Source organism: Streptomyces sp. CC0208, assembly GCF_003443735.1.
GTDB lineage: Bacteria > Actinomycetota > Actinomycetes > Streptomycetales > Streptomycetaceae > Streptomyces > Streptomyces sviceus.
Genome location: NZ_CP031969.1, coordinates 294,307 through 307,537 on the forward strand (window position 1 = coordinate 294,307; position 13,231 = coordinate 307,537).

Sequence of the window (13,231 nt, forward strand, 5' to 3'; positions counted from 1 at the left end):
CCCCCTTGCGCTCTCTAATCAGTTAGATAATTATAGAAGGCGTACTGAATAGTTCCTGGGGCCCGGAGGCGACGCCATGGCCGAACAGCGCAAGCCCATCTTCGACTGCGACCAGCACATGTACGAGGAGCGGGACTCCTTCACCCGGTACCTTCCGAAGGAGTTCCTCGGTGCGGCCGTCGCCCCGGTGACCCTGCCGGACGGGCGGGAGGTGATCCTCGCCGGGGACCGCATCGTCGTATGCCTGGAGCCGGAGTTCGGGCAGGTCTACCGTCCCGGCTCGCTCAAGGAGATGCTCAAGGCGATGGCCTCGGGCAATCCCGAGGAGACGTACCAGTTCGAGCCGATGCACGAGTCGTACCAGAACCGCGAGGCCCGGCTGCGCGTCATGGACGAGCAGGGTCTGGACCAGACGATCATCTACCCGGGCGGCTGGGCGCTGGTCGCCGAGGAGTACGTGAAGGGCGTGGAGCCGCTCTACGCCAACTACCACTCCTTCAACCGGTACATGAACGAGGTCTGGGGCTTCAACCACCAGGGCCGCATCTACGCCCCCGCGCTGCTGTCACTGCGCGATCTGCCCAGCGCGGTCAAGGAGTTGGAGTACGTCCTCAACCAGGGGGCCCGCTTCATCCTGCTGCCCACCGGCCCGGTGTACGGCCGCTCGCCGGGCGACCCGTACTTCGACCCGTTCTGGAAGCTGGTCAACGAGGCCAAGGCGAGCGTCTGCTACCACATCAGCGAGTTCTACTACAACTCGCAGGTGGCGCCCTCCTGGGGCTACGACCCGAACCCCATCCACTTCCGGATGTCGGCCTGGCAGTGGCAGAACACCTACGGCCAGCGCCCCGTCGAGGAGACGCTGTCCGCGCTGATCTTCGACAACCTCTTCGGTCGGTTCCCCGACATCAACGTCCTGGTGTCCGAGTTCGGCTCCGAGTGGGTGCCGCACTTCGTGCGCCACATGGACAAGAGTCGCGGCATGGGCCGTAACGGCCCCTGGATCGGCGGGCAGTTGGACGAGCGCCCCAGTCAGGTCTTCCGCAAGCACGTCCGCGTGGTGCCCTATCCGGAGGACGACATCGTGAACGTCGTCAAGCGCCTCGGCTACCACGAGTCCATCGTCATGGGCTCCGACTTCCCGCACGCGGAGGGCCTGGCCAATCCGGCGGACTTCCGCAAGCTCATCGCGGAACTCGGCGAGTCGGCTCAGGACGACATCATGTTCAACAACGCCCAGCAGCTGATCAGCCGCTGAGCGGCGCGCTCCAAGAGGCGAGCCCGGTACCGGGATTCGGTACCGGGCTCAGATCCGTCCAGGCGGTTTCGTCTGGATCAGTGGGCAGACCAGAGACGGATGCCCGCGATGCGAAATCGGTTGATGCACCGCTCGACGGTGGTGCGTTGCCCTGACGGACCCGACGGTCCTCGAGCCGGTGATCGCCGGTGTGACCGAGGGCTCGAAGGGGCGGGCACGGTGGCGCCGATCGGGCCCCTGTCCCTGGGTGACTGAGGTTGCCGCATGGACAGGCGCGCCTGTGGGCCTCAGGCCGCTTCGAGGGAGGGGTAGTCGGTGTAGCCCTCGGCGTCCAGCCCGTAGAACAGGAGCGCCTGCTCGCGGGGGGGGGTGTCTGCGCCCCCCGAGGGGGCGGTTGTTGACGATCAGCTTGCCGTCGAAGCGCTGCCGCAGCTCCTGTACCAGGTCGCCGCCCGACCCGGTGTTCAGGACGGAGAGGTAGGCCAGGCCCAACGTGATGGGGATCTCGGGCAAGCAGAGACCGCGCAGAAGCTGCAAATTCCAGGAACTTGGTCCGGCGCTTCCGCGGCTTGACGTGGCCGTTCGCCGCCGACTGGAGTCTGCTGTGTCGGTCGGGGTCCTCAATTGACGGTGGTCCGGAGCACGTCAGTGTCCAGGCCGGCTCGAGCGCATCTGCCACCGGGTGATCGCGCCGAAGGCCAGAACGTTGGCTCGGCGGGTGGCGAAGCGCGAGGTCAGGGTCATCACCCAGTTGAAGGTGCCGGAGACAACGCTGGGCGGAGGGTTGCGCCGGTCCAGCGTGCGCAGTGCGGTGGTGACCACCTGGCGCGGGGTCTGCATCCGGACACCGCGCGCCATGTCGTCGGAGCCGGCCGCGTCGAAGAACTCGGTGCGGGTCGGGCCCGGGGAGAGGGCGAGCACGCGCAGGCCGGTACCTCGCGATTCCTGCCACAGCGCCTCGGTGAAACTCAGCACGAAGGCCTTGGTCGCCCCGTAGACGGCGGCGTTCGGCCACGGCTGGTACCCGAGGGAGCTGGCGACGTTGACCAGGACACCGGTCAGCTGGTCGATGAACGCCCTGGTGACGTCGACCAGGCTGGCCACATTCAGGCCGATCTCCTGCTGGACGCGTTCCGCGTCCTCCTGGCGGAAGGGGGCGTGGGTGCCGAAACCGGCGTTGTTGACGAGGCTGGTGACGGTGATCCCACGCCGGGCCACCTCCTTGGCCAGTGCTTCACCCGCGGCCGGCACGGTGAGGTCGAACGGCACCACCATGACGGTGACCTGGTACTTCGCGGACAGCTCGTCGGCCAGGGCCTGAAGCCGGTCCGCACGGCGGGCGACCAGCACGAGGTCCGAGCCGCGCTCGGCGAACTGGCGGGCGAACTCCGCGCCGAGTCCGGCACTCGCCCCGGTGATCAAAGTGGTCTGGGTGCGGTAGTCGATCTTGTTCATGACATTCACTCTACGCATGATTTTGCACTGAGTGCAAGTCGCTGCAAAGAGTGAGACGAAGTACCATCGGTGCATGACTCAGAAACCGGCCCCGATCCGGGAACAGACCCGCTCCGTGGTCCGATCACTGCTGGCGCGTACCGCCATCGAGCTGTTCGCCGCCAAGGGCTTCGACAACACGACGCTCGATGAGGTCGCCGCGGCCGCGGGCGTCTCCCGGCGAACCCTGTTCAACTACTTCCGCAACAAGGAAGACCTCGCGCTCAGCGGCCTGGACGAACAGGGCGAACTGATCGCCGCGCGCCTCGACGAGCGCCCGGTCGACGAGGACGCCTGGACGGCGCTGCGCGCGGCGTTCCACGTGCTCGAGGAGATCGACATAACGGCCGAAGACCGCCTGGAGTTCATCACGCTGCTGTTCGGCAACGATTCCCTACGCGCCGGACACAGCGAGAAGCAAGCCCGCTGGCAGGACCTGTTCGCGCCGCACATCGAACCGCGACTGCCCGACTCCGACCGCCGCCCCCTGCAAGCTCGCGCGATCGCAGCCGCAGCGATCGTCTGCCTGCAGGCAGCCAACGAGGAATGGGTACGCCTGGGTGGACAGGTCGACATGTTCGACCTGTACGACACCGCCGTACAGGCCATCCGCCGCCCCACCTGAAACCGGCCGCATCCAGCTCCACCACGCTCGTCGACGTGGGGACCAGGGCCAAGACCGCCTACTGGCACCTTGCCGCCGACCTTGATCACCCAGGTCGCCTGAGCCCGGCAGATGCGGCAGTGAGCGTGGTCGGCCTGACACGACCGGTTCGGTTACGGCACATCACGCGGGCGGCCGATGGCCTTTCCTGGCCGTGGCCTCTGGCTCCGCCGATGACCCGCCGGACACGCCTTTAGGCATGGTCGAGTTGATCGGCCAGGCCGGAAAGATCGTCGGCGTGCAGGTCGAACCCGTCCGAGGATGTGGGCGGGTCTCCGACGGGGCGGGCGATGAAGGCGGTGCGCAGGCCGAGGCCCTGTGCTCCGCGCAGGTCCCAGGCATGGGCGGCGACCATCAGGAGCCGCTCCGGCGGTCGTCCGGAGACGGTGACGGCCAACTGGTAGACCGCTGGGTCCGGCTTGTAGGTACGGGCGTCTTCGGCGGACAGAGCCTGGTGCCAGCGCAGTCCGGCGTGGGCGTTGAGTTCCAACAGCGCCGTCCGGCTCGCATTCGAGAGTCCGATCAGCGGGAACCGTTCGGCGAGTCGGGCGAGCCCTGCCACGGTGTCGGGCCACGGCGGGAGCCTGCGAGCTGACAGGGCCAGCGCCGCTACGGCGGCCGGATCGTCGACTCCGGCGGCATCGGCGACGAGCCGGGCGGCTTCCAGGTCAAGGACGTCGCTGGTGCGGTACGGCCGGGCGCCGTCGAGGATGCGGCGTTGCGCGCGGTCGATGTGCTGCCGCCACAGGGACAAAAGCTGTTCGACCTCGGGATCGTCGAGCGATGGGTCGAGTTCACGAATGCCGGCGCGGATACCGGCGGGTTCGTCGACGAGTGTGCCGAGCACGTCGAATACGACGGCATCGATCTTTGGCTCTGCCATGAGAGAGGTCTCCTGGACGAAAGCGGCGCGCGTGAGTGGCTGTTGGCCGAACGCGGCTGGCAGCCACCCGGATTCCCGCACCGCAGATCCTGTGAGGCAGCGCCGTCGACGTCGCCAACCACGCCCGCGAAGCCACAAGGCACGCCCGGCGGGGCCATCTCAGAGCAGGCCCCTGGAGCGAGCGACCAGCAGCTCAGAGACACGGCGTGGATCCGTCCATGATCCGCTGGACCGGCCCTAGTCCGTGAGATCCGCCGCGAGATTCGCGATGTTGGTGAGCAGTGCCGTGCCGCGCCGGGAGTGGTCGTAGCCGGCGAGGGGGTAGCCGTTGCTCAGACAGGCGAAGGACAGACCGGTCTCGGGGTCCATGAAGCCGAGTTGGTAGGCGGCTCCGGCGCTGCCGAAGAGGGCGGGTGAGCCGGTGGACGGCAGGTTGCTGCCCGCGTCCGGTCCGGCCACGGTGACGAACAGGCCCATGCTGGTACGGCAGTTGGAGCCACCGCCGTAGATCTGCTCCCCGTGCGGGTGGTCCGTCAGCCGGATCCGGGTGCCCTCGGCCACGGCCTCCGGCTTCCACAGTCCCGAGTGTTCCAGCGCCTGGAAGTACAGGGCGACGTCGGCGGCCGTGGCGACCAGCGCGTGGCTGGGCTCCCCGGCTGCCAGCACCCGCGGGTCGGACAGGTACCAGGGGCCCCAGGGGTCGGGCTCCTGGTCGTCGCTCGTACGGTCGGTGGCGGTCATCAGGGCGACGGTGCCTGCCTGCCGGTCCAGCGGGACGCCGAGTTCGAGCGAGGACAGGCCGAGCGGTACGGCGATCCGCTCGCGCAGGTAGTCGGCGAAGGCAAGGCCCGTACGCCGCTCCACGATCTCGGCGACCAGCCAGGCCGCCGAGGTGAGGTGGAACTGGAAGCGGCTGCCGGGCGGGTAGTCGAGCCGCCAGCGGCCGAAGGCGGCGAGGCGCTGGTCGCGGTCGAGCATCTTCGGGTACCCGAGCGGAGCGAAGGGGAAGCCGGCGGTGTGGGTGAGCACTTGCTCGACCGTCACCTCCTCCTTCCCGTTGGGCGCGAACTCCGGGATGATCGCGGCGACGTGCTCGGTCACATCCAGCAGGCCCTCGCCGATCAGCTTCCAGACCGCGCCCGCGACGATCGACCGCCCGACGGACTGCAGGACGTATCGCGTGGACGGTTCGGCGTCCCCCCAGGTCTCGCAGGCGACCAGTCTTCCGCCCCGCGCCACGGCGACCTGCGCGGACGGCAACCGTCCGTGCTCGACCTCCAGACGGATCCGGCGCAGCAGTACGTCCAGCCGGTGCGGGTCGACGCCGAGGGTCTGCGGGGCGACGACCGAGTGGTCAAGCGTCACATGGGTCTCCTTCGAGCGCGGCGGGCGCGGTGGGTGCAGTGGGCTCCCGAAGGCTTCGCCGTACGACCTTGCCGTTCGCGTTGCGCGGCAGGTCGTCCACGAACCACCAGCGGACGGGGACCTTGAACCCGGACAGCCGGGCGCGGGTGTGGCTTGCGAGTGCCGCGGGCTGCGGTGGGGCGTCGGGATCGGCGGGGACGACGAAGGCGACGACGGTCTGGCCGAGCCGCTCGTCCGGCACGCCGGTGACCGCGACGTCCGCCACCCCGGGGTGCGCGGACAGGACCGTCTCCACCTCCAGCGGGTGGACGTTCTCGCCACCACGGATGATCATGTCGGTGCGTCGGCCGAGCAGGTAGAGATACCCGTCCTCCGCCACACGGCCCAGGTCGCCGCTGTGCAGCCAGCCCTCGGCATCGATCCTGAAGAGGTGGTCGGCGCGGGCGTGGATCTCTCCGATGCCGTCCGGGCCGGGGTCGTGGACCCTGATCTCGACACCGGGTGCGGGCCGCCCCACCGACCGCAGCAGCTCGGTGCGTCCGGCCACCGCCTCTCGGTGGTCCTCCGGGGTGAGCACGCTGATCGGCGAGCCCTCGGTCTGTCCGAACATGTTGAGCATCCGGACGCCGGGCATCGCCTCGTACGTCCGGCGCAGGGTGCCGGGGCGGACAGGTGCGCCGCCGTACTGGAGGGTCCGCAGTGTCTCGTGGCGAGCCTGTCCGGCCGCCAGCAGGGTCTCCAGCATCGCGGGGACCATGCTGGTGTGCGTGGTGCCGAGGTCCCGCAGCAGGGCCCAGCCCTCGACGGTGAAGCGGGGCAGGCCGGTGACCAGGGCGCCGGCGGCGAGGGCTACGGCGATGTTGCCGAGGCCCGCGATGTGGTGGAAGGGCGCGCTGCCGCCGTAGAAGCTGTCGGGGTCGAGATCGCACAGCCGCCCGTTGACCCGTGCCCGGGCGGCCAGACGCCGTTGGCTCATGGGGACGGGTTTGGGCAGGCCCGTCGTTCCGGACGTGTGCAGGACGGCGGCGAGGTCGTCGGGTTCGGCAGTCAACCGCCGTCCGCTGGGGGCCAGTTCGGGCACGATGGCGATCCGGCGGCCGGTCAGTTCGGCGACCTGCCTGCCGAGGTCGGCGAACTCGGGCTGCGCCAGCAGGACTTGGGTCCGTGTCTCCTTGACCACGGCGGCGATCTCGTACGCCGTCATGCGGACGCCGAGCGGGGCGAGCGGGTGGCCGGAGCCGGCACCTCCGATCACCAGCGCGAGGGCGTCGGCGGAGGTGGCGACCAGTGCGGGCACGGGTTCGCCGGGCCGCAGGCCGAGGGTGTCCAGCCAGTCGGCCGCACCGGCCGCACGGTCGAGGAGTTCACATCCGGTCCAGGTCAGGTCGCCGAACCGGACGGCGGGACGGGCGTGGTCGTAGGCGCGGCTCACCATGGCGGTCCAGGTGGCCGCCTGCATCCCTTCCTGTGCGGCGGCCATCGGCTCAGGGGTCCAGACGGGCCGCCGCGGTGCCGGTGACCACCTCGGCGCCGTCCTGGTTGACGGTGCGCAGGGTGAAGTGGGCGACCGGGCCGGTCGGCGTGTCCTCGATCGCCTCGACGGTGGCCGTGGCGGTGAGGGTGTCGCCGGGCCAGACCTGGGCCTTGAAGCGCACGCCGTAGCGCAGCAGCGCCTCGGTGCCGACCCAGTCGGTCAGGACCCGGCCGGTCATGCCCATCGTCAGCATGCCGTGGGCGAACACGCCGGGATAGCCCGCGGCCTCGACGGCGAACCGCTCGTCGGTGTGCAGGGGGTTGAAGTCGCCGGACGCGCCCGCGTACTGCACGATCCGGGTGCGCTTGAGGTCGTCGACGAGGACGCTCTCGCGCATCTCGCCGACCTTGATGTCGTCGGGGCTCAGGCTCATCGGGCGTCCTTCGGGGTCGCCGGGCCCTCGGGGACGACGGCCACGGTCACGGCACTGACGACCGGTTCGCCGTCGGCGTCCCGGTACTCGGTGATGCGCTCGCTGAAGAGCAGGCGGCCGGTGCGGCCCTGCTTCTCCCAGCTGCGTCCGGTGCTGTTGTGCGCGTAGAGGGTCTCGCCGGCGCGCACCGGGCGGTGGTACTCGAAGTGCTGCTCGGCGTGGAGCCCGCCACCGCCCTCGGCCATGACGCCCGCGTCACGCCCTGACCCGAACCACTCCTCGTCCGGCTTGGGACGCAGGTGGTAGTCGGGGTCGTACTGGGCGCTCGCCATGGTGAAGGTGGGCGGTGCCAGCGCCGACTCGCCCTGGAACGCCGGGTTCTCGTCACCGATGGCGCGGGCGAACATCATGATGTGCCCGGCCTCGACGGGGAAGGGTTGCCCTGTCATCCGCGTGTGCTCCTCGAAATCAGTACGGCAGATCAGTACGGCAGAAACGCGTCGCGCGTGGCCTCGTCCGGGTCGAAGTCGGGGGGCAGTCCCTCGAACTTGGGCTCCCGCTTCTCCACGAAGCTCGACACGCCCTCACGGAAGTCGGGCGAGCCCGCGAAGAACTCCATGGCGGAGTAGGAGCGGGCGAGGGCGTCGGTGAAGGTGCGGTCCAGGTCGCCGTACACCTGATGCCGCAGGACGGCCATGGCCCGCGGTGAGCAGTTGCGGGCGATGTCCCGGGCGTAGGCGCGGGCGGCGTCGAGCAGGTCCGCGGGTTCCACGACGCGGCTGACCAGGCCGAGGCTCTTCGCCTCGTCGGCGTCGAAGACGCGGCCGGACAGCAGGAGGTCGAGCGCGTTCTCGAGGCCGATGACGCGCGGCAGGACGTACGGCAGGTTGTACTCGCCGGCCAGGCCGCGGCGGGTGAACGCGGTGGTGAAGCGGGCCCCGCGGGCGGCGAAGCGGACGTCGCAGATGAGCGCCTGGACCAGGCCGATGCCCGCGCAGGCGCCGTTGACGGCGGCGATCAGCGGCTTCGGCATGTTCCGCCTGCTGTACATGGGGACGCGGGCCTGGAGGTTCAGGGACTCCCCCGGCTGCGAGTTCTGCTCAAGCCGCTCCATGTCCATCCCCGGGCAGAAGGCCCTGCCCGCACCGGTGATGATCACGACTCTGACGGCGGGGTCCTGTGCGGCCTCGTCGAGAAGCGCGAAGAAGCGGCGCTCCATCGGCAGGCTCCACGCGTTCTTGCGCTCGGGCCGGTTGAGGGTGACGGTGGCGACGCCGTCCTCGTCCACCTCGTACAGGACCAGGTCCAGGTCCTCGGGGGCCACCACGGTTTCCTCGGGCATCACGTCACTCCTCGTCCAGCGGTTCGATCGGGTCGCCGACGCCGGGCCGCTCCCCGGAGATGGTCACCACCACCTGTCCGCGGGCGCAGATGCGTCCGTCGGCCCGCACGTCGACGTCGGCGAAGTGCACCCGGCCGCCCCGCCGCACACAGCGCGCGTACGCGACCGCCTCACGGCCGCGGGCGGGTGCGAGGTACTGCACCGACATCGACACGGTGCTGAGTCGGCTGCCCTTGGTGAAGTCGTGCCCGGCGATCACGGCTCCGGCGCCGGCGGTGTCGATGAGCGCGGAGATGACGCCGCCGTGGAAGACGTCCTCGTGGGCCGAGAGGGACTCGGCGTAGGGGAGCACGATCTCGACGCCGTCCGCCTCCCAGCGCGTCACCCGGATGCGGCAGCGCCGGTTGAAGGCGACCCCGCGCTCCCAGCGGGCCCGGAACCAGGCCCGGCGTTCGCGCTGTTCCTGATCGGTGAGGGTCCTCGCCGCGACGGTCATCAGCCCGCCCTCCGGTCCCGGCCTGACGGCCGATCCATATAGTTACATGAATTGAATAGATGAGGCAATCATGAGGGCCGCATCCGACCCCCTAGATGTATTATTTATATAACTGATTCGCTGTCCGTGAACAGAGGGAGACCCAGATGCCGTCGACCGCACTGGCCGGGATCCGCGTGCTCGATCTGTCCCGCATCCTCGCCGCGCCGCTGGCCACCCAGATGCTCGCCGATCTGGGCGCCGAGGTGATCAAGGTCGAGCGGCCAGGATCGGGGGACGACTCCCGGACGTACGGCCCTCCCTTCGCCCCCGGACCCGAGGGCGACCGGACCGACACCGCCGCCTTCTACCTCTCCTGCAACCGCAACAAGCGGTCGGTCACCGTCAACCACGCCTCCACCGAGGGGCAGGAGCTGATCCGCGCCCTCGCCGCGCGGTCCGACGTCGTGGTCGAGAACTTCCGGACGGGCACGCTGGCGAAGTACGGTCTCGACCACGAGAGCCTGCGCGCACTCAACCCGCGCCTCGTCTACCTCTCGGTGACCGGCTTCGGTCAGACCGGCCCGTACGCCGACCGCCCTGGCTACGACGGCATCTTCCAGGCCATGTCCGGGATGATGAGCGTCTCCGGGCACCCCGAGGAGCCGATGAAGGTCGGCGTCAGCATGATCGACATCCTCACGGGGCTGTACGCCTCCACGGCCGTCCTCGCGGCCCTGCGCCACCGGGACCGCACCGGCGAGGGCCAGTTCATCGACCTGTCCCTGCTGGACTGCGGCCTGGCCTCGCTGTCCCACTTTGCGATGAACTACCTGGTCTCCGGCGAGGTTCCGCAGCGGCGCGGCAACGGCGGCTACGGCGGGATCCCCTCGCAGGCCTTCCCCTGCAAGGACCGGCCGATCTTCCTGGTCGCGGGCAACGACAAGCAGTTCGCCGCGTTCTGCGCCGCGGCCGACCGCACCGACCTCCTCCAGGACGAACGGTTCGCCACGACCCCCGCCCGGATCGCCCACCGCGAGGAGATCCTGCCGGTGCTGGCGGCGATCCTGCGCACCCGCACCCGGGACGAGTGGCTGACCGTACTCGACGCCCACGACGTGCCCGCGGGCCCGTACAACGAGATGCCCGAGGTCTTCGCCGACCCGCAGATACAGCACCGGGGCATGCTGATCGAGGTCGAGGACCCGGCCTCCGGACACCTGTCGATGCTCGCCAACCCGATCCGGTTCACGGCGACGCCGGTCGAGGGGTACGCGCCGCCGCCGGCGCTGGGTGAGCACACGGCCGAAGTACTCACCGCACTCGCGGGGGTGACGGACAGTCAGCTGGCCGCGCTGCGGGACCGGGGCGTCGTGTAGCGGCGTCAGCCGATCAGGGTCCGGCCGCCCTCCAGCATCAGCGTCGCGCCCGTCAGATAGGCCATGTCGTCGCTGACGAGCGCGGCCACCGCCCGGCCGATGTCGGCCTCCGGGTCTCCGAGCCGGCCCAACGGGATCTGCCGGGCGAGCTCGTCCGCCTTGTGCGGGTGCGCGGCGAGGTAGTCCTCCGCCGCCGGGCTCAACGCGGCCGGACAGATGACGTTCACGCGGATCCCGTAGGCGCCCCACTCCCGCGCGGCGACCCGGCTCAGGCCGCGGATCGCCTCCTTGGCCATCGCGTACGCCGCGAAGGTCGCCTCACCCTGCACGGCGGCCGACGAACCGAGGTTCACGATGCTGCCACGGCTCTCCTTGAGATGGGGCAGGGCTGCCCGCATGGCGTGGAAGACGGCCAACGGTCCACTGCGGTAGGTGAGTTCGACATCCTCGTACGACGTCTCCGACAGCCGGCGCTGCACCGAGGACTGCGCGTTGTTGACGAGCACGTCGAGACCGCCGAACTCCCGTACCGTCTCGGCCACCATGCGGTCGACGTCCTCGCGCTCCCCCACGTCCCCCACCACGGTGTACGTCCGTCCCCCGCGCTCGGCGATCTCCCCGGCCGTGTCCTTCAACTTGCTCTCGGTGCGGCCGGTAATCACCACGGCCGCCCCCTCGGCGGCCAGCGCGAGCGCGATACCGCGCCCCACACCCTGCCCGCCGCCGGTGACCAGCGCCGTCTTCCCTGACAACCGTGCCATCACGTCTCCTTCCAGAAGGCCGACCAGGAGGGGAAGGCCTCGGGCAGCGCCGGCTCTCCGGCACCCTCCCAGCCCCTGAATCCCACCGCCTGGGGGCGCTCGGTCACGTCCGCCGCGTACCAGTGCCGCTCGCGGCGCCGGGAGAAGTACCACTCGCCGTGCACGCGCGCGTAGTCGTCCCGGTAGCAGATCGCCATCACGATCCACCGGTCTCCCACCTCGTGTTCGGCCCGGCAGTACACCGCGCCGGTCGCCGTGTCGCGACCGGTGAACTCGACGCGATGGCCGCAGATCTGGTGGACCGACCGGTGGAAGCCGCGCAGCTGGGGTTCGATGTGCTGCCGCAGGACAGCCCGGCCGCGGCCGTGGCGCCCCATGTCCACGTCGGGCCGGAAACAGCCGACCCAGGCGTCCAGGTCGCGGCCGTCCACGGCGAGCGCGTAGCGGATGGGCAGTTGCTGGATGGCGAGCTGCGACTCGACGCGGTCGAGACGGTCCTCGATCGGCGTCACGGGCGCGGCTCCTTCGGCAGGCCCAGGACCTGTTCTCCGATGATGTTGCGCTGGATCTCGCTCGACCCGCCGTAGATCGTCTCGGCGAGGGCCAGCAGGAAGGAGCGCTGCCGACGGTCCAGGGCGTAGTCCTCGCCGACGATCTGTCCGGCCGGGCCCGCCAGCTCCGTGGCCAGCTGACCGAGTTGCTGGTGCCTGGTCGACGCGTACAGCTTCGCGGTGGTGGCCTGTGCTCCCGGCGTGCGACCGGCGGTCAGTTCGGCGATGGTGCGCAGGTTGGTGGTGCGCATGATGCGTACGGAGATCCAGGCGTCGACGATACGGCGGCGCAGCATCGGGTCGTCGAGCGCGCCCCGCTCGCGGGCCAGGTCGATCAGTGCCTCGGCCTCCCGCTCGAAGGTGAGCTGCTGGGGCAGGAGTGTGGTGCCGCGTTCGATGCCGAGCGTGGCCATCGCGGTGCGCCAGCCCTGGCCGACCTCGCCGACGACCATGTCGGCGCTCGTGCGGGCGTCGGACAGGAAGACCTCGGCGAACTCGTCCTGCCCTGCGAGGTTGCGGATGGGGCGGATCTCCACGCCGGGCTGGTCGGTGGGCACCAGCAGCAGGCTCAGGCCCTTGTGCCGCACGGACTGCGGGTCGGTGCGGGTGAGGACGTAGAGCCAGTCGGCGTGCACGCCGAACGAGGTCCACACCTTCTGTCCGCTGACCACCCACTCGTCGCCGTCCCGTTCCGCCCGGGTGCGCACGGACGCCAGGTCGGAGCCGGCGCCGGGCTCGCTGAAGCCCTGGCCCCACAGTTCCTCGACGGCGAGGATCGGCGGCAGGAAACGCTTCTTCTGCGTCTCGCTGCCCATCTTGAGGAGCATCGGGCCGAGCAGGTCGAGGGCGTTGACGGTGGCCCGGTAGGGGGCGTTCACGCGGGCGTACTCGTACTCGAAGACGATCTCCTCAAGCAGCCCGAGTCCGCGTCCACCGTACTCCCGGGGCCAGCCGACGCCCAGCCAGCCCCCGGCGGACAGTTCACGGTCCCAGGCGAGGCGGACCTCCCAGGCGGCTCCGTCGGTGGGGCCGCCCACGCCCCTGTGCTCGGCGAACTCCCCCACCAGGTGGTCCGACAGCCAGTCCCGCACCTCGTCGCGGAAGTCACGTACTTCGGGCCCGAAGTCCAGCTCCATGTCAGCTTCTCCCTGA

The 13,231-nt window shown here is 70.0% G+C and carries 14 protein-coding genes; 3 read left to right on the forward strand and 11 right to left on the reverse strand.

The genetic code is table 11. The annotated features are described in order from the left end of the window. Positions 1 to 76 precede the first annotated feature (76 nt). A complete protein-coding gene (locus D1369_RS01355; RefSeq protein ID WP_037902542.1) occupies positions 77 to 1,258 on the forward strand; it encodes an amidohydrolase family protein in 1,182 nt (393 codons plus the stop codon). Positions 1,259 to 1,903: 645 nt separating this feature from the next. Here D1369_RS01355 and D1369_RS01365 read toward each other — a convergent pair. Further along, positions 1,904 to 2,713 carry an SDR family oxidoreductase gene (locus D1369_RS01365; protein WP_007386940.1) on the reverse strand — a complete coding sequence of 270 codons (810 nt, stop codon included), beginning with the start codon at positions 2,711 to 2,713 and terminating at the stop codon, positions 1,904 to 1,906. A gap of 73 nt (positions 2,714 to 2,786) precedes the next feature. Between D1369_RS01365 and D1369_RS01370 the strand changes: the two genes are divergently transcribed. Then, on the forward strand, positions 2,787 to 3,377 hold the full coding sequence (locus tag D1369_RS01370; RefSeq protein WP_037902539.1) for a TetR family transcriptional regulator: 591 nt from the start codon (positions 2,787 to 2,789) through the stop codon (positions 3,375 to 3,377). Positions 3,378 to 3,609: 232 nt separating this feature from the next. On the opposite strand, the gene D1369_RS01375 is transcribed toward D1369_RS01370, so the two are convergent. The 7 genes from D1369_RS01375 to D1369_RS01405 form a co-directional block, all read right to left on the reverse strand. Next, positions 3,610 to 4,299, reverse strand: a complete 690-nt coding sequence (locus D1369_RS01375) for a haloacid dehalogenase type II (protein ID WP_037902536.1) — start codon at positions 4,297 to 4,299, stop codon at positions 3,610 to 3,612. 237 nt (positions 4,300 to 4,536) lie between these two features. Beyond that, complete coding sequence (locus D1369_RS01380; RefSeq protein WP_007386937.1) at positions 4,537 to 5,664, reverse strand: serine hydrolase domain-containing protein; 1,128 nt, start codon at positions 5,662 to 5,664, stop codon at positions 4,537 to 4,539. Next, entirely contained in the window at positions 5,654 to 7,144 is a 1,491-nt protein-coding gene (locus D1369_RS01385; protein ID WP_007386936.1) for a class I adenylate-forming enzyme family protein, read from the reverse strand. The genes D1369_RS01380 and D1369_RS01385 overlap by 11 nt, the downstream gene beginning before the upstream one ends. Before the next feature lie 4 nt (positions 7,145 to 7,148). Beyond that, entirely contained in the window at positions 7,149 to 7,535 is a 387-nt protein-coding gene (locus tag D1369_RS01390) for a MaoC/PaaZ C-terminal domain-containing protein (protein ID WP_240436166.1), read from the reverse strand. 32 nt (positions 7,536 to 7,567) lie between these two features. Next, positions 7,568 to 8,020, reverse strand: a complete 453-nt coding sequence (locus tag D1369_RS01395) for a MaoC family dehydratase N-terminal domain-containing protein (RefSeq protein ID WP_118082204.1) — start codon at positions 8,018 to 8,020, stop codon at positions 7,568 to 7,570. A gap of 32 nt (positions 8,021 to 8,052) precedes the next feature. Further along, positions 8,053 to 8,913 carry an enoyl-CoA hydratase-related protein gene (locus D1369_RS01400; protein ID WP_050789937.1) on the reverse strand — a complete coding sequence of 287 codons (861 nt, stop codon included), beginning with the start codon at positions 8,911 to 8,913 and terminating at the stop codon, positions 8,053 to 8,055. A gap of 4 nt (positions 8,914 to 8,917) precedes the next feature. Next, positions 8,918 to 9,409: a PaaI family thioesterase gene (locus tag D1369_RS01405; protein ID WP_007386933.1), complete on the reverse strand. Its 492-nt coding sequence runs from the start codon at positions 9,407 to 9,409 to the stop codon at positions 8,918 to 8,920. 146 nt (positions 9,410 to 9,555) lie between these two features. Here D1369_RS01405 and D1369_RS01410 point away from each other — a divergent pair, with 146 nt between their 5' ends. Continuing rightward, complete coding sequence (locus D1369_RS01410; protein WP_007386932.1) at positions 9,556 to 10,767, forward strand: CoA transferase; 1,212 nt, start codon at positions 9,556 to 9,558, stop codon at positions 10,765 to 10,767. A 5-nt stretch (positions 10,768 to 10,772) separates the two neighbouring features. On the opposite strand, the gene D1369_RS01415 is transcribed toward D1369_RS01410, so the two are convergent. From D1369_RS01415 to D1369_RS01425, 3 genes are read right to left on the reverse strand one after another with little or no spacing between them, the layout of a single operon-like run. Beyond that, entirely contained in the window at positions 10,773 to 11,528 is a 756-nt protein-coding gene (locus D1369_RS01415) for an SDR family oxidoreductase (protein WP_037902535.1), read from the reverse strand. Then, entirely contained in the window at positions 11,528 to 12,040 is a 513-nt protein-coding gene (locus D1369_RS01420) for a nuclear transport factor 2 family protein (protein WP_007386930.1), read from the reverse strand. Before D1369_RS01420 ends, D1369_RS01415 begins: the two co-directional genes overlap by 1 nt. Continuing rightward, entirely contained in the window at positions 12,037 to 13,215 is a 1,179-nt protein-coding gene (locus tag D1369_RS01425) for an acyl-CoA dehydrogenase family protein (protein ID WP_007386929.1), read from the reverse strand. The genes D1369_RS01420 and D1369_RS01425 overlap by 4 nt, the downstream gene beginning before the upstream one ends. Positions 13,216 to 13,231: the final 16 nt, after the last annotated feature.

Excerpts from the sequence above, each read along its gene's own strand:
- D1369_RS01355 (WP_037902542.1), top strand. The coding sequence starts at position 77 with ATGGCCGAACAGCGCAAGCCCATCTTCGACTGCGACCAGCACATGTAC.
- D1369_RS01365 (WP_007386940.1), bottom strand. The coding sequence starts at position 2,713 with ATGAACAAGATCGACTACCGCACCCAGACCACTTTGATCACCGGGGCG.
- D1369_RS01370 (WP_037902539.1), top strand. The coding sequence starts at position 2,787 with ATGACTCAGAAACCGGCCCCGATCCGGGAACAGACCCGCTCCGTGGTC.
- D1369_RS01375 (WP_037902536.1), bottom strand. The coding sequence starts at position 4,299 with ATGGCAGAGCCAAAGATCGATGCCGTCGTATTCGACGTGCTCGGCACA.
- D1369_RS01385 (WP_007386936.1), bottom strand. The coding sequence starts at position 7,144 with ATGGCCGCCGCACAGGAAGGGATGCAGGCGGCCACCTGGACCGCCATG.
- D1369_RS01390 (WP_240436166.1), bottom strand. The coding sequence starts at position 7,535 with ATGCGCGAGAGCGTCCTCGTCGACGACCTCAAGCGCACCCGGATCGTG.
- D1369_RS01395 (WP_118082204.1), bottom strand. The coding sequence starts at position 8,020 with ATGACAGGGCAACCCTTCCCCGTCGAGGCCGGGCACATCATGATGTTC.
- D1369_RS01400 (WP_050789937.1), bottom strand. The coding sequence starts at position 8,913 with ATGCCCGAGGAAACCGTGGTGGCCCCCGAGGACCTGGACCTGGTCCTG.
- D1369_RS01405 (WP_007386933.1), bottom strand. The coding sequence starts at position 9,409 with ATGACCGTCGCGGCGAGGACCCTCACCGATCAGGAACAGCGCGAACGC.
- D1369_RS01410 (WP_007386932.1), top strand. The coding sequence starts at position 9,556 with ATGCCGTCGACCGCACTGGCCGGGATCCGCGTGCTCGATCTGTCCCGC.
- D1369_RS01415 (WP_037902535.1), bottom strand. The coding sequence starts at position 11,528 with ATGGCACGGTTGTCAGGGAAGACGGCGCTGGTCACCGGCGGCGGGCAG.
- D1369_RS01425 (WP_007386929.1), bottom strand. The coding sequence starts at position 13,215 with ATGGAGCTGGACTTCGGGCCCGAAGTACGTGACTTCCGCGACGAGGTG.